The sequence below is a fragment of the Streptomyces sp. NPDC007095 genome, assembly GCF_040634475.1.
In the GTDB taxonomy this organism is placed as follows: Bacteria; Actinomycetota; Actinomycetes; order Streptomycetales; family Streptomycetaceae; genus Streptomyces.
In genome coordinates, this window is sequence record NZ_JBEYFS010000007.1 from 74429 (window position 1) to 98433 (window position 24005).

A 24005-nucleotide genomic window follows, 5' to 3' on the forward strand; every position below is an offset into this window, starting at 1 on the left:
CCCGCGCAATCGATCATCCGAGGCGCAATCGGACTGTCTACGGTCCTGGTCATGGCCCTACACCCCGCCTCATACGCCCGGGAAGCAGGACAGGACTGGCTCCTCTCCTGCGCCGACACCCCCGCCCTGATACGGACCCGGTGGGACGCTGACGAGCTCGGCGAATTCCCGAGCGGCGGCCACTGGATGGTGGCCGAAGCGTCGCTCGCGTACTCCATGGACGCGCTCAAGCGCATCGACCCATCGCGCCGCGGCCCGGTCCTGTCCGACGTCACCCAGGGGATCGCCTGGTGGCTGCTGCCGCCGACCCTCGGCGACGAACTGGACGACGTCCACACGATCACCGTGCACCGCCGGGGCTGGGTGCTTCGGTGCCCGCCGGTGCTGTATCCGGTGCGCGGGCGCGTGTGGATCGAACGGCCAGACGGCACCGGCCGGCTCACCGACCCCGTCCTCCTCGGCGCCGCGCTCGGCCCCGCTGGCGGGCCCCGACTTTCTGCGGAGGCATTCGGATGACCCTCACCTCAGCCGAGACCACGGACGGCTTCATGCTCGAGCGGCGCGGGAAGAGGCTGATCGAGTCGGCGAAGTCCGACCGGGAGCGGGCTGCCGCGCAGGCCCTCGTCGAGGAAGAGACGATCCTCGCCCACAGCAGCGTGCAGGGCGCGCTCGGTCTCCTGGACATTCCCAGCAAGGCCAAGGTCGGGTGGGAAGGACTGATGGGCCGCGTCTACAGCCTCGGCCTGGACGACGAGCAGCGCGCGTTCCTCGGGCTGACGCTGTCGATGGTGGGCATCGGAGGCGTCTCCCTGGCTGCGGTGTCCGAGCTCGGTGAGCGCCGTCTCGCCGTCATGCTGCGAGCAATCGCACGGCTGGCGGGCAACGACACGATCGCGGTAGGTACGCGGATGTGAGCTCTCGCCGTCGGCTCCCCTGTCCGGCGGTGAGAAGGGGCGGCCGCCCTACGTCCCCGCATGGGGCGGCCGCCCTACGAACGCCCGCCCGTCCTCGGCCCCCCAGGCAAGAGGGCGGGCGGGTGACCGCGTCCGCTACGCCGGGCGCCTGGCACTGACGCCGCGGTGTTCGCGTCTCCGCCGCGCGTCGCCCGGGGCCTCCCGTCCGAATACCGGCGGGAGGCCCTGCTGTGTCCGGCCCGACGAGGCGGCCGAGGAGCGCGATACGCCGCGCCCCCTGCGTGCCAACTCCGTGCCGAAGGCTCGTAAAACAGCAGCTCAGGACACGTGCAATCGCATCCACTATGCGGTTGGACCCTTGGGGTATCCCGGGGCAGGAAGCCTTGGAACAGCAGCGAGGGGCGCACCAGACCGGTACGCCCCTCGCCCACTACGGGCGTCCAGTGAGGACGACGTTGACGTTGCCGCCGCGGACGCGAATCGAGCGGCGCAGCCGCCTCAACAGCAGCTCGTCCTCGTCACTGCCGCTGGAGCGGATCTCCAGCTCCACCCGCGCCACCCCGCCACCTCCGCCGGCCATGCGGCGCGAGTCCGGCCCGGACCACACCCGCGACCCGACCGGGAGATCGAGAAGCTCGGGCTCGTGCTCGCCGACCCACGTCAGGCCCCCGCGGAGACCACCTGACGCCGCGGCGCCGACGATGCCGCCGGCCGCTTTCTTCCCGATGGCCTTCGAGATCGACTTCTCCATGACCGACGCCAGGTGCGCCATGGCCTTTTCCAACTTGGCCTGCTGGCCCTTCAGGGAGTCGACCAGCTTGGCCTGCGCCTTGATTGCCGCCCCGTACACCGCGTCCGCTGTGGTTGTCCCGGCGCTGGCCGCGGCCTTCGCGATCTGCCCCTGAAGGTTGTTGATCGAGGAGATCTCCGACCCCGAAGCCCCCAGCAGCGCGCCCGCGGTCTCCAGGCCGCCGCCGTTGACACCCGCTTCGCCGATCTGCTGAATCAGATCCTTCGACAGGCCCTTCGACTTCAGGCCCTTCAGCGCGTCGGCGAACGCGCTGGCCTTGTCCCGGGATTGGGTGAGGCCGCCCATGATCGAGGCGACGGTGACGGTCTGACCGCTCGCGCCCTGGGTGATGTTCGCTGACGACAGCACGTTGCCCTTGACGCTGTCCGACAGCTGCGACGCGCTGTTCTTGAGGCTGTCCAGCTTGGACTTCGCGCCGTCGAGACTGCGGGTGACGTTGTACAGGCTCTTGTCGTACCGGATCAGGCTCTTGCCTACGGAATCCAGTTCCTTGAGCAGGCCCGTTTCTTTCCGCCCGCTGAACGCAGCCTTGATCTGGCTGGCGGCCTCGTTCAGCGCCTGCGTCAGGCTTCCCAGATCGGCAGGGCTCCCGAGGGACCGTTCGAACGGCGTCGTGTGATATCCGGCCATCCGGCCGAAGTGGGAAATCCCGAACCCGCCGGCCAACGCAGAGCGGGCACTCTTCTCCGCCGCGGTGACGCCGCCCTTCGCGAAATGCGGCACCCTGTCCTCGTTGATCGCCTCCAGCATGGACCGGTACTTCTGCGTCTGCCGCTTGTTGACGATGAACTCCCCGCCCATCGCCAACAGCGGCACATCGTCCCGCGTGCCGGAGCCGCCCTCAATGGAGCCGCCCTCCGCATAACGCCGGCGGACCATGCCGCCCTGCGCGTAGTTGCCACCCTCGTGGAAGACCGAGCCCGCGTTCGACGTCTGCGTCTTCATCAGCACATAGGTGACCGCGGTCTTGCCGTCGATCTCGTTGAGCTTCCGCTGCGCAACACTGATCTTGTACAGCAGGTCGGAGATGTTGCCCTGGATCGACGACCTTTTCGACGACGGCACCTTGCCCAACTGGGCCCGCGCCGAGCTGACCTTCTTCTGAAGATCTTCGATGTTGCCCTTCAGATAGGCGGTCTTCTGCGGAGTATCCAGGATCTGCTTCGCCAGCGCCTGAGCCTGCTTCCGCGTGTCACCCATCGCCATCGCTGCAGCGATGAGCTTCTGCCGACCCCGGCTGTAGATCTCGTTCGCCTTGCCCCAGCTGCCCGTACTCGCCACCGATGCGGTCGCCGCCTCATCCGTGGCCGCCGCCAGTTGGGACAAGGCGTCTCGGTTCGCTCGGCCTTTCTCCGTGTGGACGTCGAGAGTCCTGCCGTTGTCCTTGATGGACTTGGTGGCCGCGTCGATCGCCGCCTCGAACTTCGTCTCGTCGTCGTAGGCGGACCGGTGCGCCTCATTGAGAGCCATGATCGACTGCCGCAGGCCGTCCGCCGCGTTCTTCTGCGCGTTCAACTTCGCCTGCGTGTCCTGAGCCGCCTGCCCGAACAGGCCCTGCGACTGCGCGGCCAGTTTCGCTTCGAGGGCCTGATCTGCCAGCGCGGACTTGAAGCCGTCGAGCTTGTCCTTGAACTTGGCGATCTGATCGGGCCGCATGCCCTTGATCATGTCCGCGAGCGCAGTCTTCGCCAGATCCGCCTTACCCCCCTTGACCAGATTGGCAAGGGAAGTATCGATCGCGTCAACGGATTCGGTGAACTCCTGCGTGGCATCGCCAGGCTTCAGCGCCCCCCAGATGCTGTGCCCCCAGTTGTTGACGCTCTCCGCCACGCTGGGGTTGATGACCTTGTCCATCTGGGACTTCAGCTTTTCGAAGTGCGTCCCGAACTTGTCCGCTGCCTCACCAGTGACCTGCCCGGTGGCGCCGAGCCTGCCCAGCGCCGTGGTGAGCTTGTCGACATCCGGAGGCGCCGACTTACCCATCGACGACAGCTTCGAAAACACAGCCACCACCGCGGCGATACCCGCGACCACGAGCGTGGCCTTCGTCGCCGTGCTCAGCCCCATAAACGCGGCCCGCAGCCCAGCCACGCCACCGCCAGCCGCGGCCGACGCCGCACGCAACGCGGTGATCTTCGTGGCCAAAGTCTCGAAACCGCCCGCGACCGCTCCCATGCCAGCACCAGCCAGCTTGATCAGCTTGAAAGCGCTGTACACCGACATGAGAGTCCCGATCAACTGCGGCGGCACCGCAGCAACCAGCTTCGCGAACGCGTCAACCAGCGACAACAGCCCCGGGCCCGCCTGCGCGGCACCCTGGAGAATGTTCGAAACCGCCTTCGCCAGGTTCATCAGCGTGTCCTTGACCGCCGGGCCCTGTGCCTTGGCGTAGGCAAAGAACGAAGCGATCGGGCCAGACGCTTTGCCCTCGGACATCACCCGAGTGAAGTGAATCGCCCCGTCAACAGCGGACTTCAGCGAGTTGTTCGCGAAGTCACTGACCTTCTTCGACAGGCCGTCGAACCCAGCGCTGTTGACCGCGCCACCAGCCACCTTCATCAGCCGGTCCAACTGGGTCGACGTGCCCCGCACCATCGGCGTCAACTTCGGGATCACAGCGCCGAGCACCGCGAAACTGTGCTCGACCGGCACCATCGTGAACTTCGCCGTCGAATCCGAGAAACCCTTGAACTCATCCCGCAGGTTCGAATACCCCATCGCCGCACGCTGCGTCGCCGCCGGCATGCCCTTCAGCTGATCGGCGACGGACGCCTGCGCCTGCGCCGCCTGCTGCGAGTTCGCCCCGTACTTCGTGACCGCCTGCGTGTACTTGTCCTGCGCCTTCGCAACATCGCTGAGGTTGCTGATCTGCGGCTTCAGCGCGGCACCGAACGACGCCACCGCGAGCCCGGCCGCGCCCGCATGCACTGCGATCGGAGCGAGGGAGGCAGCGACCGGGACCGCGGCCGGGGCGAGGGACAGCATCGTCGCCCGCATGTCGACCATGGCCTTATCGACCTTCGACGATGACCGCTGCATCGACCCGGCCGCAGTCGCGAATCGTCCGTCCAACGTCCGCAGCCGTCCATCCACATCACGGAACCCGGCCGCAGTCCGGTCAGCTACCCGGACTGTGATCGTCACGTCGTCGCTCATGAGATCGCCCCGTTCAGCAGCTGGCGCAGCTCGGCGTCCATGTCGACGCCCCATCCGCTGACCGGAAGCCCGACCATGGCGAAGAGGTCCAAGACCTCGTCCATCGACCACTCGTAGGCCATGAAGTCGAGCCCGAGGACCTGGAAGAGACCGAGCACCACCAGGAGCGCCGCATCGTTCGGCTGCCCCGCAGCGCAAGCCTGGCGCGCCTCGTGCACGTCCTGGTCAGACAGTCCGTAGAGCGTGAAGAACATCCCCTTGTGCTCGCCCTCGGCGATCGTGATGTTCGTGCGCTTCGCGGTCGCTTCTCCGAGGTTGACGGCACGCGGCCGCCTCTGCCGCCTCGGCTTCTTCCGGCTCACCGGGCATCCCCGTCCGCGATCGTCGCGGTGGCCGCGTCCAGCAGGCGCAGGCGGACCCGCCCGACGTCCGCCCGGAACTCGGGCCGCTGCCGCCACCGGCGGACCGTGGACCCGTCCACTCCGAGGGCCCGGCCCACCCGGTCCGGAGGCTCGCCCAACGCGAGGTAGATAGCCGCTCTCCCCCGAGGGGAAAGCGGCAGGAAAACTTGCGCAGATTCGTGCACCTGAGGTGTCGTCATGAGGAAATTTTACGGTCTACGTGCCGCAATTCAGGAAGTCTTCCCGTGAAGAACGTGCAGTCACTTCCTGGCACTGAACACCGAGCCAGCAAGACGAGCAGCACCAACACGACAAAAGGCCCGGCACCCCGAAAGGGCACCGGGCCTCACGCCACAGAGTCAGCCGCCGACCCGCAAACGCGGCACCTCAGGGAACACCCGCCGCCCCGGCGCCGGCAGCTTCCCGAACAGGCCGTCCTCCCGCTCCTCCGGCACGACACGGCCCATGTTGTACTCCAACATCCCGACCATGACGCTCGGGTACTCCAGCCGCGCCTCCGCCACCCGGTGCGCCACACACGCCAGCACCGACCCCGACCCCGCGGTCCGGTAGGCAGTGCCGCGCGCCTTCACCGTCCACCCTTGGAAGCTCGAAGCCCCACCCGAGTCCCCGCCAACGTCCAGCCCCATCCCGGCCAGAGACTCCGCGTGCTGCTGCACGAGCGCGTCGTGGGCCTCGGCCGCCTGCATCAGCGCCACCAGCCCGGCCTGCGCTGCGACGGCCGCACTCTCCAGCTCCTCCCGCGCGCTCTTCAACGCCCGGCCCGCCGCCGTGATCTCCTTACCCGCGGCCTTCTCCAGCTCCTCCCGAGTCGCCGCCGCACGTTCCGCAGACACCTGCCACTCGCGCTCCTCGCGCAGCTCACGCGCGTTCGTCCGCCCCTGCGCCACCCGCCGCAACGCGGCCGCCAACTCCTGCGCCTTCAGCGTGCTGTTCGGCGACTCCATCAGCGCCTCCTCCGCCGCCGCACGCACCCTCTCCGCCTCGGTCACCTCGGCCTCGGCCGCAGCCACCATCTCCGCCGTAATCGACACCATGCCGCTCATCTCCTGTTACCCCTTCACGCACTCAACCGGTAACCCGGTGGGCATACCGCCGCCCGGGCCAATGCTCACCACCAGGGGCACGAAGCCCCGCGCTACGCCGCCAGCCAGAACCCGGGCGGCCCCCGATCCCCCGACTCCCCCCGCCGCAGCGCCTGCCGCTCCCGTCGCGTCGTCCCACCCCAGACGCCCCACAGCTCCGCGTTCGCCAGTCCGTACGCGAGGCAGGCCTCGAGGTAGCCACACCCCGCGCACAACTCCCGTGCCGCCGGCGGCCGCACCCCATCCGCGACGTACGCATCCGGATCGGCACGACACCGCAGCGGCTCCCGCGCCTCCGCCACAAAGCCCGGAATACCGAGCGCCACAACCGGCCGCGCACCCGCAGCGTGATGCTCACTCACCCGCGCCCTGCTCCATCCGCCAGTTCAACGCCAACACCGACACCCCAGCAGCCGCGAACCCCGCCACCGTCGACCAGCAAAACGCCGACGTCGACAACAGCCCGAGTCCCACCGCGTCCAGCGCATCCGACCTCGCAGCGCGCACCGCCCGGACCACCCGCTCCACACGCCCACTCACGACTGATGCACCTGCCCCTCACGCCACCGCTCCGCCGCAATCACAAGCGCCGCCTGGCGCCGCGGATCCGACGGCTCCAACCCATGCCACGCCACCGACCCGTACTCCGGAACCTCCGCCAGGTGGACGAGCTCCTCCCTCGCCCAACTCGCCGTCTCCTCAGCACCCATCGCCACCGCCTCGCCGCGCACACCCACGCACACGCAACCCCACGCACACGCCACAGGCTCGGCCCCGTCGTCGGCTGCGCCGGTAGCACTCATCACCACTCGCCTCGCCCCTCACGCAACGCCCGCTGCGCCGCCTCTGCGATCTGCTGCTGTAGCGCGTCCCGGCCCGCGGCGTTGTGCGCCTGCACCGCCCGGAACTCCTCGTCCGGTGTACGCACGTCCTCGGGCTCCGTCTCCGGGCTCGGCTCGCCCGCCGCCCGTTCCCGGAGCGACGCCTTCACTGCCGCCCACAGCAGGGCGACGAACACCGCCGTCACGCACACGACCGTGATCGCGGCAAACGCCCAACCATTCATCGACTGACCTCATTTCCTACGACACCAACCGACTTGCGGCCCTTGCCAGCCACCCCACCGGCACAACCGAACGCCACCCCAACGCCAGGCAACACGGACCGTCTCGTCTCGCATGACGGCGGGCGGCCCGGCCCGTTGGCAGACCCCCCGCATCGAGGCCTCACGACGCGACCCCGGGGTCGTGGTTGGGGCGGTAGACGACGGAGCGATTGAACGCCTTAAAGGCGTCTGCGGTCATCAGGAGCGGGGGCGCGCAGGTGCCACCGTCGACGAACGGAAGGAGCGTCGGCTCTCCGTCGGTGTCGGCGCCGGCCAGCCAGGCGATGACGGCGTCCAAGCTCTCGCCTTGCTCGTCGACCTCGCGGAGGTACCAGCCGGGCGCTGCGGGGATCAGGTGGGGCATGAGGGCTCCGTTCAGGGGCGGAAGGTGGCGGGGATGTCGGCTGCTCGGGCGATGTCGCCGATGGCGCTGACGTGCCCGTTGAGGACGGGGCAGTTGTCGTCGTGGCGGATGTGCGCGTTGATCAGGCCGGTGTTGTCGGTGACGAGGGTGTCGACCTCTCCGCCGCAGCTTCCGCACTGGTAGTTGCTGACGAGGGCGGCGAGGGTCTCGGGTGCGCCGGCGGCAAGGGTTGTGAAGGCGGGTTCGGGGCTCATGCGGACTCCTTGGTTGTGGAGGGTGTGGTGGGCCAGCCGCCTGGCCGACGACGCTGGGGTTTGTTGTTGTGGTTGCGGAACCAGGCGGCGACCAGGGCGGCTTGCTCCCAGCCAAGGCGGTCGTAGAGCGGCTTGATGTCCTTGTGGAGCGGGTGGCCGCCTGCCCATCCGTAGACGTGGCCTCGGAGGGCTGTGGCGACGTCTGTTGCTCCGGTCCAGGTGAGTTGCCGGGTGAGGTCGCGGGCGAAGTCCGAGTAGCTGTAGGCGCCTTCGCCTCGTACGCGGTCGGCGAGGGTGAGCCAGGGGTTGATGTCCACGGCTGGTCCTCAGCATCCGGGGTGCCGGTCGTGGCCGTGGCTGGCGAAGAAGGCGTCGAGTTTCCCGTGGCACCCGGCGCACTCTGGTCCCTCTTGCACCACCGGTCCTCTCCTTAGAGAGGAGGGAGAGGACCGCCGGTTTTCTGGTGCCGGTCCGGGGTGGTCCTGTACCGGTCCGGGACCGGTCTGACCTGCGGAATCAGCCTTAGCGGTCCCGTCATCCAGGACCGTTTGGGTTACTTGCGAGTAGGACCGCTCCTGGGACCGCTGCTTCCGGAGTCCAGCCACCTCGTTCAGTCGGTCGTTGCCGACCTTGAAGCCGAGCCTCTGGCACTCCTCAGCCAGCCGTCGTCGGCCGAACTCGACAGGAACGTTGGCTCGGTCGAGTTGCAGCGCGATCCACTCCACCGATCCTTCTTCGGGCTCCCTCTCGTGCGCCGGAACAGCGCTGAGGGGTTGCAGTACGAGGGATGTCACGGGCCGGCCGTCAGGCTTCCACTCGCCGTCGATGGCCAACTTCTTCAAGCAGAACTCGAACTCGTCGCTTTGGTCCTCGTCCTTCTGCTTGCCGGACTTCACCGTGAGGACGATGTTCGAGAGCTTGTCGCCCTTGCGGGACACGTTCAGCTCGGACTGCAGCGCCCCCTTCACCGCGGAGGCACCACGGCCGTGCTCGCCCTGGTGGCCGGTGTGGTGGACGATGACGACGCAGGCCCCGGTCGCCGTACGGAGCTGGTCCATCCGGTCGACGACCTGCCCCATCTCCTTGTTGGAGTTCTCCTCGACGCCGACCGTGACGCGGGCCTGCGTGTCGACGACGACCAGGACCGGGTCAATCTCTTGCAGGGCGGCGATGAGGACCTCCCACTCGGGGCTCATCGCCTGGACGGGCCGCGGCAGGAAGCGCACGTTCTCCATGCGCAGCCCGTACTGCTGCTCCCACGCGCGGACCCGCTTGCGGATGCCTTGCTCGCCCTCGGCGACGAGGTAGACGACCGTGCCCTGCTTCACGTACTGGCCGTGCCACGGCACGCCGGTGCCGATGCAGCCGCACATGTCGAGCAGGACGAACGACTTGAACGAGCCGGACGGACCGACCGCGCGGCACAGGGTGTTGACCTGCAGCAAGTCGCCGAGCAGCGGTTCGAGTGGGGCGATCTTGTCGAGGTCGTCGGTGTCGAGGAACTCGCTGAGCATCGCCTTCACGCGGGCCGCGAAGTACTCCTCGGACGACATCGTCTCGGGGTCGAGGTGTACGGGCTGCTCCTCGTCGTCCTCCGGCGGAAGGAGTGCGGAGAAGTCGTTGCGGTCGTCGACCGGCGGTGCGGGCGCGTCGAGTGGCACGAGGGCGTCGATGCTGTGCCCGGCGGCGAGGTGGTCTGTCAGGTCTGCCTTGTCCCTGTCGACCAGGCCGCGGACGACGCGCACGGATGCCGCCTTGCGTCTGAGATCGGCATACGCGGCAGCAGCGTGGGCGCGGCCGGCGTCGTCGTTGTCGGCGACGATGACGACGTGGGCGCCCTTGAGCATGTCGCCGTACTCGGGCCGCCACTTGGGACGCTGGTCGGACTTGGCGGCACCCTCGTAGTTGCAGGTGGCCGTGACGCCCGCCCGCTCGGCGGAGGCGACGTCCTTTTCGCCCTCGACGAGGTAGACCGGTTCGCCCTCGGCGATGGCCTTCACCACGGCGGGGAGTCGGTACAGGACGCGGCGGGTCGGCTTGGGGCCGCCGAACACGTCCTTGTACTGGCGGCGGCCTCCGGTGAGGGGCCGGTACTGGCGGAACGTCTTGGGCTCGCCCCGTTCCTTGACGAACAGGACGGCGCCACGCTCGTCCGTGTACTCGTACTTCGCGATCCACGACGTCTTCCCGGGCTCTGTCTGGGGACGGAGCTGGGACCAGCTGGTACCGATCGAGGCCAAGACATCGTTGGTGTCGCATCCGGCCTGGCAGTAGACCAGGGCCTTGCCGTCCCTCTCGTTGACCGAGAGGGACGCCACACGGTCATCATGAGCCAAGCACTGCCACCCCGAGGCGCCGCTGCGGCGGCTCCCGTGGGCGTTAAGGCCCTCGATGATCTGCTCGTACTCGCTCACGTGGTGCGGTCCTTGCGGTCGGCGGTGAAGCGGAGCCGGATCTCCCACAGCTGCCAGCCGTTCGCGGCGCAGCGGCGGATCTCGGCTCTGATCTCCCGGAGGGAAAGGCCATACGGGTTGCTTAGGAGTGCACTGCGGGCGGGCCCCGCCACTGTGGTGGCGGGGCTACCCGTGGGGGTGCGGGTGGTCATCCGCGGGCCTCGTCGATGACCATGCGGAGCGCGGTGCGGAGGCCCTGAGCCGTGCCCTCGGGATCCGGAGACAGCTTCAGCGCCTGCGCCATCGCGTAGGTCGCGGTGCTGAACGCCTCGGCAGACTCAGCCCTTTCGAGGCTCATGTCGCCCACCGTCGGGAGGGCGAGGTGCTCGGCCTGCGCGGCGTCGATGGCCGTGTGCAGCCGCTCGGCAACGTCCCGGCGGTGGGTGGTGAGTCCGTCGAGCGCCGTGGTCACGGCCGCGGTGATGGCGTCCGCAGCAGCGGCGATCGTGCGCTCGATGCGGACCCGCTCGACCACGCGGGGCACCTCGGCCCTGATGGCCTGCGGGTCGGCGCCGCGCTTCAGGCTGTCCGCCAGGACGTCGAGGACGTATCCGTAGTCGCCACCGATGTCGGCGCGAGCGTGCGCGACGGCGGTGAATGCCCGGATGCGGTCGGCAATCGCAGGCAGCAGGACCGCGGCGAGGTCGGACGCGGTGCCCGTGGTCTTGAAGGCCTCCGGCAGGATTTCGGGCAGGGCGCCGCTGATGTCGTCGAGCATCGCGGCCGGGTTGTTGGCCGTGAGGGCCTCGTCGTACGCCTTGTTGGCCACGTAGACCGCGGCGGCCTGGTAGGTGACGCCGGTCTCGCTGTCGTCGTGCTCGCGGGCGCCGTCGGTGGTGCTGGCCTCGTCGGCGCGCTGGCGGGCCGGCTGGAGGGCGACGGCCGCGATGGCGGGTGCACTGGTGCTCTGTCGGCTGCGGGTCGTAGGCTTCACGTGAAGCTCCTTTCGACGGCGGCGCAACGGGTTCACGGCCCGCGCCGCCGTTCGGCTGTTCAGGACTGGATGGCGATAGGCGCTTCGAAAGACGGCGTCGGGGCGGCAACCCTGGCGCCGTCGCCGTTCTGTTCGGCGTCGAGCTGCTGCACGTATTCGTGCAGTGCTTCCGCAGGAACGCGGCGGGCCCGGCCGATCTTCACGCTGCGCAGGACGCCGCTCTTGATGAGCGCCTTGGCAGTCGTGAGACCGACGCCGAGTTGCTCTGCGACCTCGTCGGTGGGGTACAGGATGCGAGCCATTTCGATCTCCCGAGTAGGTGGCGGCGCGTACCTGTCGCCGCTTGCTCGTCACCAACACTAGAGGGTCGCCGAGGGTCGCGCAAGTACCTGGTGGCACTTGCTCGCGTGCGTGGTGGCACTTGCTCATTCAGTGGCGCGCTGCCATGCTCGGCGGCATGGACCTACTGACCGACGTATGGGATATCGACGTCCGCCCCGGCGGCTGGTTCCGGCTGAGGGAGCGGGCGGGCGGCCCGTTGATCTACCTGCACTACGCCATTGCGGGACCGGTGGGACAGGAACGGATCGATCTACGCTCCGTTGTCATGCTGGCCCGTGGGGATGAGGCTTTGAGCGGGCGAATCTGGCGCCGCCTCCCCCTGTCCAACCTTGAGACGATGCTGTCCTTGACCCTGCTTGCCGACCCGGTGCCCACGGAGACCGGGCCTCGCACGCAAGCCCAGGCGCGCGACGCTTTCACAGCCGGGGTCGATGCCTTCGAGACCGACGCCAAAGCGCCAACGCTGGACACCCTCGACCAGTACTTCGAGGCCACCGAGGACATCACCACGATGTACTTCAACCCCATGCCGAGCGGCATGCTCGTAAGCGACAAGGGACGAATTCCGCAGATCAAGGCCCCGGAGGGACGCCTCACTGACGACTTCTTGAAGGACGTTGCCGACGTCTACCGGTGGGCAACGGACTCTCAGCAGGCGCCCGCTCCCGTCATCTCGGAGCTCGCGGACGTCCCCGTACGCACCGTGCATCGGTGGGTGTACGAGGCCCGCAAGCGCGGCATCCTGCCGCCTGCCCGGACAGGCCGAGCAGGGTGAGCGGGCGCCGGAGCAACGGCGAGAGCAGCGTCTACTTCTCCGATGCCGACGGGAAGTGGCACGGATGGGTGACGGTGGGCACGAAGCCGAACGGCGCTCCAGACCGCCGACACCGCATGGGGCCGGACGAGAGCGTCGTGCGTGCGAAGGTCCGCGAGCTGGAGCGCGAGCGCGATGCGGGCAAGACCCGGAAGGCCGGCCGCGCGCCGACTGTCGAGCAGTGGCTCACGACGTGGATGGACACGGCCTGTGCCCGCAAGGTCGCCGACGGCACGATGGCACCGCGGACCCTGGACGACTACCGCTCGAAGTGCCGCCTGTACCTGTTCCCCGGGATCGGCAAGCACCGCGTGGACAAGCTCGCCGCGGAGCACCTGGACGCGCTGTACCTGGACATGCTCAAGCGTGAACTGTCCAGCGGAACCGTGTTGAAGACGCACCGGATCATCGCCCGTGCGCTGAAGGTGGCCATGCAGCGCGACATCGTCCACCGGAACGTGGCGACGCTGGTTGAGCCGCCGCAGCCTGCCGAGGTGGAGATCGAGCCGTACAGCCAGGCCGACGCGCGCGCGTTGCTCACCGAGGCCGGGCGCCGGCGCAACGGTGCACGCTGGTCTGTCGCACTCGCCATCGGCCTGCGTCAGGGTGAAGCGCTGGGGCTGCGGTGGAAGTACGTGGACCTGGACACCGGGGTCATGAAGATCTGGTGGCAGCTACAGCGCCTCACCTGGCGCCACGGGTGCGAGGACGCGCATGCCTGCGGCGAGAAGCATCACCGCAAGGGCTGCAAGGCCACGTGCAAGCAGCACTTGAAGCTGAAGAACGGTTGCCCCAAGCCGTGCCGCAAGGGCTGCACCGCGCACGCCAAGACATGCCCGGAACGTACGGGCGGGGGCCTGGTGTTCCGGGAGCCGAAGGGCAAGAACAAGCGCATTGTGACGATCCCTCCCCCGCTGATTCCGGTACTCCGGGCACAGCGCGCGGAGCAGCTGCGCGAGCGCCTGGCGGCTGGCCAACTCTGGGAAGAGAACGGCCTGGTGTTCTGTCAGGAGAACGGGCGGCGCATCGATCCCCGGCAGGACTGGGACGAGTGGAAGGACATCCTCGCGGCGGCCGGACTGCGGGACGCGCGGGTCCACGACGGCCGGCATACCGCGGGCACGCTGATGATCGAGTCCGGCATCAGCCCCCGCGTTGTGATGGAAGTCCTCGGGCACTCTTCGATGCGAATGATGGTGCGCTACACGCACGTTGGATCACCGCTTGCGCAGGACGCGGCGCAGCGGATGGGAGACGCGCTGTGGGGGTGAACGAATGTTCTATCGCAACTAGCACTGCAACTAGGGGACAGTAGCGCCCGGCTCTCACAGGAAGCGTGGTGGGCAATGAACAAGCAAAAGCCCCAGGTCACGGCGAGTGAGAATCCTGGGGCTTCCACAGAGCCGCCTTCGGGATTCGAACCCGAGACCTACGCATTACGAGTGCGTTGCTCTGGCCATCTGAGCTAAGGCGGCGCGCTGTCCGCACTATGGTGCGATCAGCAACGTCGGTAAGTCTACACAGTTTCCGAGGGTGCTCTGTACACGCCCCGGGAGGGCCGCTTCCGGGGCGTGTGGGAGGGCTATGAGCAGCGCTTTCCCTTCGCGGGAGGGGTGCCCTGGAGGAGGTAGCGGTCGATCGTGGAGTCGATGCAGACGCTGCCGCGGCCGTACGCGGTGTGACCGTCGCCGACGTAGGTGAGGAGGACTCCGGAGGAGAGCTGGGAGGCGAGGGACTTGGCCCAGGCATAGGGGGTGGCCGGGTCCCGGGTGGTGCCGACCACGAGGATCGGGCCCGCGCCCTTCGCCTCGATGCGGTGCGGCTCGCCGGTGGGCCTCACGGGCCAGTACGCGCAGTTGAGGGAGGCCCAGGCCAGGCCGTCACCGAAGACGGGGGACGCCTTCTCGAAGCCGGGAAGACCCTTCTCCACCTGGTCGGGTGTGGAGAAGGCCGCCGGGAGGTCGAGGCAGTTCACGGCCGCGTTGGCGAACATCAGGTTCGCGTACTTGCCGTCGGCGTCGCGCTCGTAATAGCTGTCGGAGAGGGCGAGCAGGCCCGCGCCGTCCTTGTCCTTCATCGCCGCGGTGAGCGCCTCGCGCAGCTGCGGCCACGCCGCCTGGTCGTACATCGCCGCGATCACGCCCGTCGTCGCGAGCGCCTCGCCGAGCTTGCGGCCTCCCGCGTCGCCCGTCGGGATCGGCTTCGCGTCGAGCTTCTTGAAGAAGGCGCTGAGGTTCTTGCCGACCTGGTCCGGGCTCGCGCCCGGGCCACCCAGCGGGCAGTCGCTGTGGCGCACGCAGTCCTTCGCGAAGGACTGGAACGCCGTCTCGAAGCCCGCCGTCTGGTCCTGGTTGAGTTTGCGTGCGGACAGGGACGGGTCCATCGCGCCGTCCAGGACCATGCGGCCCACCCGGTCCGGGAACAGGCCCGCGTACGTCGCCCCGAGGAACGTCCCGTACGACGCCCCCACGTAGTTCAGCTTCTGGTCGCCCAGGACCGCGCGCAGGATGTCCATGTCCCGGGCCGCTTCGACCGTGGACACGTGCCGCAGCAGGTTCGGCGAGTGCCGGCCGCAGCCCTCGGCGAACTTCTTGTACGCGTCGACCAGTTCACCCGTCTCCTTCTTGTCGTCGGGGGTGACGTCCGTCTCCGTGTACGTGTCCATCTGGTGGCCGGTGAGGCACTCGACGGGCTCGCTGCGGGCCACCCCGCGCGGGTCGACCGCGACCATGTCGTAGCGGGCACGGACCTCAGCCGGGTAGCCGATCCCCGCGTACGACTGCAGGTAGCCCACCGCCGAGCCGCCCGGGCCGCCCGGGTTGACCAGCAGCGAGCCGATGCGCTTGCCGGGACCCGTCGCCTTCTTGCGGGCCACGGCCAGCTTGACGTCGCCCGAGGCCGGTTTCGCGTAGTCGAGAGGCGCCTTCATCGTGGCGCACTCGAAGCCGGAGGCGCCGCAGCTGCGCCAGGCCAGCTTCTGGTTGTAGTACGACGACAGCGTGGAGGGTGTGGCGCGGGGCAGTGCGGCCAGCACCGCGTCCGCCGACGTCGTGGCCGTCCTGGTCGAACTTCCCGTGGAGCAGGCAGAGACGAGCAGCGCGGTGGCGGCGAGCAGCACGCCGCCCGCACGGACGGTACGCATCGCGCGGATCGCACCGCGGGGTCGGTTCGGCCGACGGGACCGGGGCGGCCGGGGGGTGCGCCTGAAGTACCTGGAGTACATCTCGCGAGCGTAACCCTGAGCGACTCGATGATCACCAACAGTCGTGGATGTGCCTCGTACGAGTGATTCCGTCAACACGGCGACTCAACTCCTGGTCCCCACACCTCGCCTCAGCTCCTCACTCCGGCTCCCGGGCACGGCCCGGCCCGGCCCGGCTGTCGGCTGGTCGCTGTCGGCTCCAGTTCATCGGCTCGAGCGTGCCGTCGAGACTCTCGGCTCAGCCCGCCCGCAGCGCCATCGTCATCGCCTCCACCGCCAGCAGCGGGGCCACATTGCGGTCCAGTGCCTCGCGGCACGCGGCGATCGCGTCGATCCGGCGAAGGGTCGCCTCCGGCGAGCTGCCGCGGGCTAGGCGCTCGAGTACATCCTCGGCCTCCGTGTTGGCGAGGGCCACCCGGGAGCCGAGCTGGAGGGCGAGGACGTCGCGGTAGAAGCCGGTGAGGTCGATGAGGGCCAGGTCCAGGCTGTCGCGCTGCGTACGCGTTCTCCGGCGCTTCTGCCGGTCCTCCAGCTCCTTCATGACGCCCGCGGTGCCACGCGGCATACGGCCGCCCTGCGACGCGCCGAGGGCCGTCTTCAGGTCTTCGGTCTCCTTGACGTCGACTTCCTCGGCGAGCTGCTTGGCGTCCTCCGAGGCCGTGTCGATCAGCTCCTGGGCCGCCTTGAGACAGCCGCCGATGTCGTCGACCCGCAGCGGGAGCTTGAGGACGGCGGCCCGGCGCTCACGGGCACGCTGGTCCGTGGCGAGACGGCGGGCGCGCCCGATGTGCCCCTGTGTCGCGCGGGCGGCGGCCGCCGCGACAGCGGGCTCGATGCCATCACGGCGGACGAGGATGTCGGCCACCGCGTCCACCGGCGGGGTGCGCAGGGTGAGCAGGCGGCAGCGGGAGCGGATGGTGGGCAGGACGTCCTCGATGGAGGGCGCGCAGAGCAGCCAGACCGTACGGGGGGCCGGTTCCTCTACGGCCTTCAGAAGGACGTTGCCCGCGCCCTCCGTGAGGCGGTCCGCGTCCTCCAGGACGATGACCTGCCAACGGCCGGTCGCCGGGGACATCTGGGCGCGGCGGACCAGGTCGCGGGTCTCCTTGACACCGATGGAGAGGAGGTCGGTGCGGACGATCTGCACATCGGCGTGCGTCCCGATCAGGCTGGTGTGGCAGCCGTCGCAGAAGCCGCAGCCGGGAACTCCGCCCAGCGCGCGGTCGGGGCTCACGCACTGGAGCGCCGCCGCGAAGGCCCGCGCCGCGGTGGAACGCCCGGAGCCGGGCGGGCCGGTGAACAGCCAGGCGTGCGTCATCTTGGACGCCTCGGGGAGCGGGGTGTCCGCGGCGACCGCCGAAACGAGGGCGTCGGCGTCACGAGCGGCGGCGGCGAGCTGCTCGCTCACCTTGTCCTGGCCCACCAGGTCGTCCCATACAGGCACGGGGCACCGCCCTTTCGTCGCACTTTGCCTTGCCGCGTCCATTGTGCGGGTCGCCACTGACAACAGGTCCCCGGACCGCTCCACGAACCACGAACCACGAACCTCGAACCACGGCCAGGCAGCGGTGCCGCCGCTCTCGGCAGCCGCTCTCAGGAGCGGCTCCCAACGGCGGCTCAGCGACGGCGGCGACCGCGCCGTCCCTCGCTCCCGTCGTCCTGCTCGTCGTCGTCACGCGGGCCCAGCAGCTCGTCCGCCAGGGTCGGGAGATCGTCGAGCGGGGTTTCCTCCGCCCAGTCGGAACGAGGGCGGCGGCGCGGTGCGCCTTCGGCATTGACCTGGGGCAGTTCGCGCGTACGGTCACCGGCCCTCTCGGGCCGGGGCTCGGGCCGCTCGTCCCGGAAGAACCCCGGAGGCACCCGGTCCGCGGGATCACCCGCACCGGCGTCCGGGGCGGCACCCGCGCCCGCGTCGCGTACCGGAGGAAGCACCGCCGTCTCGTCGGCCGCGCCCGGCGCCACCGGCGGCAGCACGGTCGTCTCGTCCGCGGCCCCCGGAACCACCGGCGGGAGCACGGCCGTCTTCTCGGCCGCTTCCTCGGGCACGGGCGGCTTCGGCAGCTTGGCCGTCTCCTCCGAGTCGGAACGGGAACCCTCGCGGCTCTCTCCGGAGCGCACGGGCCGCAGCACCGTCGTCTCGTCCACCGAGCCGCCCGAGGTGCTCGGGGGCGTCACGACCGGCGTGGGCACCGTCGTCTCGTTGTCTGCCACGGGACCCGCGGCCGACGACTCGCCAGAACCCACAGGTGCCGAAGCGGAAGGAGAAGCCGACGCAGGAGCTGAAGCAGAAGCCGCGGTCGAAGCAGAAGCGGAAGCGGACGTCGAAGCCGCCGCGGCCGCCGCTGCTGCCGCTGCCGCCGTCTCCGTCGCGGCCCGTCGCGCCTCCTCGGCCCGCAGCAGCGCCTCCTCGGCCTTGCGCTGCTTCTCCAGGCGGCGCTCCTCGGCCTCGGCCCGCAGCCGTGCCTGCTCCTCGGCCAGCCTGCGCAGCCGGTCCTGCTCGGCGGCCTGGGCCTGCTCCTCGGCCAGCAGCCGCGCCCGCTCCTCCTCGGCCCGGCGGCGGGCCTCCTCGGCGCGCTGTCGGGCCTCCTCCGCCTGACGCTCGGCCTCGCGCCGCTGAGCCTCCTCCAGCTCGCGCTGCTTGCGCTCCTCTTCCTCCGCACGCAGCCGGGCGAGCTGTTCCTGGCGCTCGCGCTCCAGTCGCTCTTCCTCGGCCTTGCGGGCGGCCTCTTCCTCAGCCTTGCGCCGGGCCTCCTCCTCGGCCGCCTTGCGTGCCTCCTCCTGGGCCTTCACCTCGGCCTCGGAGAGGGGCAGCATCACGTCGAGCCGGTGCCGGACGACGGTGGTGACCGCCTCGGGCTCCTGGGCGGCGTCGACGACCAGGTACCGGCCCGGGTCGGCGGCGGCCAGCGTCAGGAAACCGGACCGTACGCGCGTGTGGAACTCGACCGGCTCCGACTCCAGCCGGTCGGGCGCCTCCGTGAAGCGCTCACGCGCCGCCTCCGGGGAGACGTCGAGGAGCACCGTCAGATGCGGCACCAGTCCGTTGGTCGCCCATCGGTTGATGCGGGCGATCTCGGTCGGGGACAGGTCCCGGCCGGCTCCCTGGTAGGCCACCGACGAGTCGATGTAGCGGTCGGAGATGACGACGGCGCCCCGCTCCAGCGCGGGCCGCACCACCGTGTCCACGTGCTCGGCGCGGTCGGCGGCGTACAGCAGCGCCTCCGCGCGGTGTGACAGGCCCGCCGACGACACGTCCAGCAGGATCGACCGCAGCCGCTTGCCGACCGGCGTGGCGCCCGGCTCGCGGGTCACCACGACCTCGTGGCCCTTCGCGCGGATCCACTCCGCGAGCGCTTCCGCCTGCGTCGACTTCCCGGCCCCGTCGCCGCCCTCCAGGGCGATGAAGAACCCGTTCGCGGTGGGATTCTGCACCGGGTCGTCGCCGCCGCGCAGCGCGTCCAGCAGGTCGTGCCGCAGCGGCACTCCGGAGCGGTCGTCGACCTTGGCGAGCACCAGGGCGGCGACCGGCAGCAGCAGGGCACCCACCAGCATCAGCGTGAAGGCGGCGCCTCCGTGCGCGAACACGAACTTGCCGTTCTCGAGCCGGTGCGGGCCGATCGCTGCGGCCACCACGGGCGCCAGCAGGGCGCCGAGCGCCACAGAGACCCGTACGACAGCGTGCAGATGTTCCGTCGTACGCGCCCGCCGGTACTCCTCGGTCTCCTGGTCGAGCAGCGCGTGCCCGGTGTTCGCGGCGACGCCCGCGCCGACGCCCGCGAGGGCGGCGATCAGCAACACCGTGGTGACGTCCGGGACCAGACCGGCGGCCAGCAGCGCGATCCCGGTGAACGCGATCGCCAGCGAGAGCAGCCTGCGCCGCGACAGCGACGGCAGCACGGAGGGGGCCGTCCGGATGCCGATGACGACACCCCCGGTCAGCGCCAGCACCAGCAGGCCGTACGTGACCGGCCCGCCGCCCAGGTCCTTGGCCTGCAGCACGGAGACGGCGACGGCGGCCGCGACCGCCGCGGCGACGGCCGCGCAGGCGAGCACCAGGAGCGGGATCGCGCCGGTACGGCCCTTGTCGACGCCCGTGCCCGTCTTGGGGCGGCGCAGGCCCTCCAGGGGCGAGCGCGCACGCGGGGTGCGGGTGTCGGGCAGTTCGAGGAATGTGAGCACCGAGAGCGAGGCGGCGAACAGTCCGGCGGCGACGTACGAGGCGAGCGCCCCCTGGTGCTGGTCGAACCAGGCGATCCCGGCACCCAGCAGGTTGCTGACGAGCGACACCACGACGAGCGTGGCGGCCGCGATCGGCACCGCCACGAAGGCCGTTCGCAGTGACAGGCGCCGCAGCGCGTCCAGGTGGTCCGGCAGTGGGCGTACGGTGGCGCCCTCCAGCGGCGGCGCGGGCAGCAGCGCGGGCGCCGCGCTCTCCCGGCACACCGTCCAGAAGCGCTCGGCGACGCCGGTCACGAAGGCGAGGACGAGGAGGGCGGCGAGTGCGTTGTCCGGGGTCCAGTCGATCCACAGGGGCGCGAGGAGCATGAGCACGGCGCGCAGTCCGTCGGCTCCGACCATGGTCCAGCGCCGGTCGAGCGGCCCCTCCTGGGACGTCAGCGAGGTGAGCGGCCCGAGGAGTACGGCTCCGAAGAGCAGCGTGGCCAGAATGCGTGCCCCGAAGACGGCCGCCACGGCCAGGGCGACCCCGCGGTAGCCACCGCCGAAGGAACCCTCCGCGATCGCCGCCTGAAGGACGAGGATGACCAGCACGAGCAGGGCCAGGGTGTCGCCGACACCGCCCACCAGGTGGGCGCTCCACAACCGTTTCAGCTGAGGTCGGCGCAGCAACGCGCGGACGGCGCGCTCGCGGGAATCTGCGACCAGGGCGTCGTCGGGGGCCGGAGTGGGGGCCGTTGGCTGCTCGGCTCGCGTCATCCTGCAAGCCTATCCGGCCCCACTGACTGCCCGTAGGGGTGCCCGAACATGTGGACGCCCCCACACCGAAAGGTGTAGGGGCGTCCACATCTGAATCTGACAGAGGCCGCGAGACCTGGCCGAGCCGCCGAGACCTGACAGCGGCCGCCGAGACCTGACAGCGAGCCCGGACCTCAGTTCTCCGAAGCCGCCGTCTTCTTGGCAACGGCCTTCTTGGCCGGAGCCTTCTTGGCAGCCGTCTTCGAAGTCGTCGTCTTCTTCGCGGCGGTCTTCTTGGCAGGGGCCTTCTTGGTCGCCGTCTTCTTGGCGGCGGCCTTCTTCGCGGTCTTCTTGGCGGGAGCCTTGGCGCGCTTCTCCGCCAGCAGCTCGTAGCCGCGCTCCGGAGTGATCTCCTCGACGCTGTCGGCGGAGCGCAGGGTCGCGTTGGTCTCGCCGTCGGTCACGTACGGCCCGAAACGGCCGTCCTTGACCACGACGGGCTTCCCGCTGACCGGGTCCTCGCCCAGCTCCTTGAGCGGCGGCTTGGCGGCCGCGCGCCCGCGCTGCTTGGGCTGGGAGTAGATCTCCAGCGCCTCTTCGAGGGTGATGGTGAAGAGCTGGTCCTCGGACTGCAGGGAGCGCGAGTCCGTGCCCTTCTTCAGGTACGGCCCGTAGCGCCCGTTCTGCGCGGTGATCTCCACGCCCTCGGCATCCTTGCCGACGACGCGCGGCAGGGACATCAGTTTGAGGGCGTCGCCGAGCGTCACCGTGTCGAGCGACATCGACTTGAAGAGTGAGGCGGTACGCGGCTTGACGGCGTTCTTGCCCGTTTTCGGGGTGCCCTCGGGGAGCACCTCGGTGACGTACGGGCCGTAGCGGCCGTCCCTGGCGATGATCTGGTGGCCCGACTCCGGGTCCGTACCTAGCTCGAAGTCACCGCTCGGCTTGGCGAGCAGCTCCTCCGCGAGCTCGATGCTCAGCTCGTCCGGGGCCAGGTCCTCGGGCACGTCCGCGCGCTGGTGGTTCTCGGAGTCCTTCTCACCGCGCTCGATGTACGGGCCGTAGCGGCCCACACGCAGCACGATGCCCTCGCCGACCGGGAAGGACGACACCTCGCGGGCGTCGATGGCGCCCAGGTCGGTGACGAGCTCCTTGAGGCCGCCCAGGTGGTCCCCGTCGCCGTTGCCGGCCTCGGCTGCGCCCGCGGCGTCGCCCTCGCCGAAGTAGAACCGCTTGAGCCACGGCACGGCCTGCGCCTCGCCCCGCGCGATGCGGTCGAGGTCGTCCTCCATCTTGGCCGTGAAGTCGTAGTCGACGAGCCGTCCGAAGTGCTTCTCCAGGAGGTTGACCACGGCGAAGGACAGGAAGGACGGCACGAGTGCCGTGCCCTTCTTGAACACGTATCCGCGGTCGAGGATCGTGCCGATGATCGACGCGTACGTCGACGGGCGGCCGATCTCGCGCTCTTCGAGCTCCTTGACCAGCGACGCCTCGGTGTAGCGGGCCGGGGGCTTGGTGGCGTGCCCGTCGACCGTGATCTCCTCGGCGGACAGCGGGTCACCCTCGTTGACCTGCGGGAGACGGCGCTCACGGTCGTCGAGCTCGGCGTTCGGGTCGTCCGCGCCCTCGACGTACGCCTTCAGGAAGCCGTGGAAGGTGATCGTCTTGCCGGACGCGCTGAACTCGGCGTCGCGGCCGTCGGAGGCCGTGCCCGCGATCTTCACGGTCACGGAGTTGCCGACCGCGTCCTTCATCTGGGAGGCGACGGTCCGCTTCCAGATCAGCTCGTACAGCTTGAACTGGTCGCCGGTCAGGCCCGTCTCGGCCGGGGTGCGGAAACGATCACCCGAGGGACGGATCGCCTCGTGCGCCTCCTGCGCGTTCTTGACCTTCCCGGCGTACGTCCGCGGCTGGGCCGGCAGGTAGTCGGCGCCGTAGAGCTGCGTGACCTGGGCGCGGGCGGCGGAGATCGCCGTTTCCGAGAGGGTCGTGGAGTCCGTACGCATGTACGTGATGAAGCCGTTCTCGTACAGCTTCTGGGCCACCTGCATGGTGGCCTTCGCGCCGAAGCCGAGCTTGCGCGAGGCCTCCTGCTGGAGGGTCGTCGTGCGGAACGGCGCGTACGGCGAGCGGCGGTACGGCTTGGACTCGACCGAGCGGACCGCGAAGTTCGTGTTCTCCAGGGCGGCGGCCAGCGCACGGGCGTTGGTCTCGTCCAGGTGCAGCGTGTTCGCGCTCTTCAGCTGACCGAGCGAGTCGAAGTCGCGGCCCTGGGCGACGCGCTTGCCGTCGACCGTGGTGAGGCGGGCGACCAGGTTGGACGGGTCGCTGGCGTCACCGGCGCGGCCGGTGAGGAAGGTGCCGGTCAGGTCCCAGTACTCGGCGGAGCGGAAGGCGATGCGCTCGCGCTCCCGCTCGACGACGAGCCGGGTCGCCACGGACTGCACACGGCCCGCCGACAGCCGCGGCATGACCTTCTTCCACAGGACCGGCGAGACCTCGTAGCCATAGAGGCGGTCGAGGATACGGCGGGTCTCCTGGGCGTCGACGAGCTTCTGGTTGAGCTCGCGCGGGTTGGCGACGGCGGCCTGGATCGCGGCCTTGGTGATCTCGTGGAAGACCATCCGCTTGACCGGGACCTTGGGCTTGAGCACTTCCTGGAGGTGCCACGCGATGGCCTCGCCCTCGCGGTCCTCATCGGTGGCGAGGTAGAGCTCGTCGGAGTCGCGCAGCAGGTCCTTGAGCTTCTTGACCTGGGCCTTCTTGTCGGCGTTGACCACATAGATGGGCTGGAAGTCGTGCTCGACGTCCACGCCGAGGCGGCGCACCTCGCCGGTGTACTCCTCGGGCACCTCCGCGGCACCGTTGGGGAGGTCGCGGATGTGCCCGACGCTCGCTTCGACGACATAGCCGGGGCCGAGATAGCCCTTGATCGTCTTCGCCTTGGCAGGCGACTCGACGATGACGAGTCGGCGGCCGCCGTGTGCGGTGTCGCTGGTCGGGGACAACTTCGCTCTTCTCTCCGGTCGACGCAGGGGGTCTCCCCAGGCCTTGGTCCCGGGGGTCGGGTCATGCTGACGCTGCGGAGTGTGACGGTACATCCCGCCCCCGTGTCAAACGGGAAAAGCCCGCAACGGCCACTCGAACGGTAACCCGACTACCGCCATTCCTGCCGCCCGGAGTGTCCAGCAGCCCTTTCAGGCCTATCCGGAGCGTGACCTCTCAGTTACCGGAG

Annotated in this window: 22 protein-coding genes and 1 tRNA gene; 4 read left to right on the forward strand and 19 right to left on the reverse strand. The window is 69.7% G+C overall.

Features of this window, described 5'->3' with window-relative positions:
* The first annotated feature begins 51 nt into the window (after positions 1–51).
* Together ABZ656_RS04330 and ABZ656_RS04335 are read left to right on the forward strand one after the other, a co-directional pair.
* Positions 52–516 (forward strand): hypothetical protein, encoded by a 465-nt coding sequence (locus ABZ656_RS04330; protein ID WP_360264335.1) that lies wholly within the window; start codon positions 52–54, stop codon positions 514–516.
* Entirely contained in the window at positions 513–914 is a 402-nt protein-coding gene (locus ABZ656_RS04335) for a hypothetical protein (protein WP_360264338.1), read from the forward strand. Before ABZ656_RS04330 ends, ABZ656_RS04335 begins: the two co-directional genes overlap by 4 nt.
* A gap of 430 nt (positions 915–1344) precedes the next feature.
* On the opposite strand, the gene ABZ656_RS04340 is transcribed toward ABZ656_RS04335, so the two are convergent.
* From ABZ656_RS04340 to ABZ656_RS04405, 14 genes are all read right to left on the reverse strand, one after another.
* On the reverse strand, positions 1345–4881 hold the full coding sequence (locus ABZ656_RS04340; protein ID WP_360264341.1) for a phage tail protein: 3537 nt from the start codon (positions 4879–4881) through the stop codon (positions 1345–1347).
* Positions 4878–5243 (reverse strand): hypothetical protein, encoded by a 366-nt coding sequence (locus tag ABZ656_RS04345; protein ID WP_360264344.1) that lies wholly within the window; start codon positions 5241–5243, stop codon positions 4878–4880. Before ABZ656_RS04345 ends, ABZ656_RS04340 begins: the two co-directional genes overlap by 4 nt.
* Positions 5240–5482, reverse strand: a complete 243-nt coding sequence (locus tag ABZ656_RS04350) for a helix-turn-helix domain-containing protein (protein ID WP_360264347.1) — start codon at positions 5480–5482, stop codon at positions 5240–5242. Before ABZ656_RS04350 ends, ABZ656_RS04345 begins: the two co-directional genes overlap by 4 nt.
* 159 nt (positions 5483–5641) lie before the next feature.
* Positions 5642–6340 carry a hypothetical protein gene (locus tag ABZ656_RS04355; RefSeq protein WP_360264350.1) on the reverse strand — a complete coding sequence of 233 codons (699 nt, stop codon included), beginning with the start codon at positions 6338–6340 and terminating at the stop codon, positions 5642–5644.
* Positions 6341–6441: 101 nt separating this feature from the next.
* Positions 6442–6750, reverse strand: coding sequence for a WhiB family transcriptional regulator (locus ABZ656_RS04360; RefSeq protein WP_360264353.1), 309 nt, complete (start codon positions 6748–6750; stop codon positions 6442–6444).
* Positions 6743–6928, reverse strand: a complete 186-nt coding sequence (locus tag ABZ656_RS04365) for a hypothetical protein (protein ID WP_360264356.1) — start codon at positions 6926–6928, stop codon at positions 6743–6745. Before ABZ656_RS04365 ends, ABZ656_RS04360 begins: the two co-directional genes overlap by 8 nt.
* Before the next feature lie 262 nt (positions 6929–7190).
* The gene (locus ABZ656_RS04370) at positions 7191–7454 is read right to left on the reverse strand and encodes a hypothetical protein (protein WP_360264358.1); all 264 of its coding nucleotides are present in this window, start codon (positions 7452–7454) and stop codon (positions 7191–7193) included.
* 160 nt (positions 7455–7614) lie between these two features.
* Positions 7615–7857: a hypothetical protein gene (locus ABZ656_RS04375; RefSeq protein WP_360264361.1), complete on the reverse strand. Its 243-nt coding sequence runs from the start codon at positions 7855–7857 to the stop codon at positions 7615–7617.
* 11 nt (positions 7858–7868) lie between these two features.
* Positions 7869–8111, reverse strand: coding sequence for a hypothetical protein (locus ABZ656_RS04380; RefSeq protein ID WP_360264364.1), 243 nt, complete (start codon positions 8109–8111; stop codon positions 7869–7871).
* Positions 8108–8428 (reverse strand): hypothetical protein, encoded by a 321-nt coding sequence (locus ABZ656_RS04385; protein ID WP_360264367.1) that lies wholly within the window; start codon positions 8426–8428, stop codon positions 8108–8110. Before ABZ656_RS04385 ends, ABZ656_RS04380 begins: the two co-directional genes overlap by 4 nt.
* Positions 8429–8437: 9 nt before the next feature.
* Positions 8438–10525: an AAA family ATPase gene (locus ABZ656_RS04390; protein WP_360264370.1), complete on the reverse strand. Its 2088-nt coding sequence runs from the start codon at positions 10523–10525 to the stop codon at positions 8438–8440.
* Positions 10522–10716, reverse strand: coding sequence for a hypothetical protein (locus ABZ656_RS04395; RefSeq protein ID WP_360264373.1), 195 nt, complete (start codon positions 10714–10716; stop codon positions 10522–10524). Before ABZ656_RS04395 ends, ABZ656_RS04390 begins: the two co-directional genes overlap by 4 nt.
* Positions 10713–11498 (reverse strand): hypothetical protein, encoded by a 786-nt coding sequence (locus ABZ656_RS04400; protein WP_360264376.1) that lies wholly within the window; start codon positions 11496–11498, stop codon positions 10713–10715. Before ABZ656_RS04400 ends, ABZ656_RS04395 begins: the two co-directional genes overlap by 4 nt.
* A 59-nt stretch (positions 11499–11557) precedes the next feature.
* Positions 11558–11800, reverse strand: coding sequence for a helix-turn-helix domain-containing protein (locus ABZ656_RS04405; protein ID WP_360264379.1), 243 nt, complete (start codon positions 11798–11800; stop codon positions 11558–11560).
* A gap of 155 nt (positions 11801–11955) precedes the next feature.
* Here ABZ656_RS04405 and ABZ656_RS04410 point away from each other — a divergent pair, with 155 nt between their 5' ends.
* The gene (locus ABZ656_RS04410) at positions 11956–12615 is read left to right on the forward strand and encodes a hypothetical protein (protein ID WP_360264382.1); all 660 of its coding nucleotides are present in this window, start codon (positions 11956–11958) and stop codon (positions 12613–12615) included.
* A 74-nt stretch (positions 12616–12689) separates the two neighbouring features.
* The gene (locus tag ABZ656_RS04415; RefSeq protein WP_360264385.1) at positions 12690–13925 is read left to right on the forward strand and encodes a site-specific integrase; all 1236 of its coding nucleotides are present in this window, start codon (positions 12690–12692) and stop codon (positions 13923–13925) included.
* Positions 13926–14055: 130 nt separating this feature from the next.
* On the opposite strand, the gene ABZ656_RS04420 is transcribed toward ABZ656_RS04415, so the two are convergent.
* The 5 genes from ABZ656_RS04420 to topA form a co-directional block, all read right to left on the reverse strand.
* Positions 14056–14129 (reverse strand) — tRNA-Thr (locus ABZ656_RS04420).
* 107 nt (positions 14130–14236) lie between these two features.
* On the reverse strand, positions 14237–15796 hold the full coding sequence (locus tag ABZ656_RS04425; protein WP_360264388.1) for an alpha/beta hydrolase: 1560 nt from the start codon (positions 15794–15796) through the stop codon (positions 14237–14239).
* A 298-nt stretch (positions 15797–16094) separates the two neighbouring features.
* Positions 16095–17300: a DNA polymerase III subunit delta' gene (locus ABZ656_RS04430; RefSeq protein WP_360264391.1), complete on the reverse strand. Its 1206-nt coding sequence runs from the start codon at positions 17298–17300 to the stop codon at positions 16095–16097.
* 173 nt (positions 17301–17473) lie between these two features.
* Positions 17474–20791: a dTMP kinase gene (gene tmk, locus ABZ656_RS04435; RefSeq protein WP_360264394.1), complete on the reverse strand. Its 3318-nt coding sequence runs from the start codon at positions 20789–20791 to the stop codon at positions 17474–17476.
* A 173-nt stretch (positions 20792–20964) separates the two neighbouring features.
* The gene (topA, locus tag ABZ656_RS04440; protein WP_101399654.1) at positions 20965–23778 is read right to left on the reverse strand and encodes a type I DNA topoisomerase; all 2814 of its coding nucleotides are present in this window, start codon (positions 23776–23778) and stop codon (positions 20965–20967) included.
* Between the last annotated feature and the right edge of the window lie 227 nt (positions 23779–24005).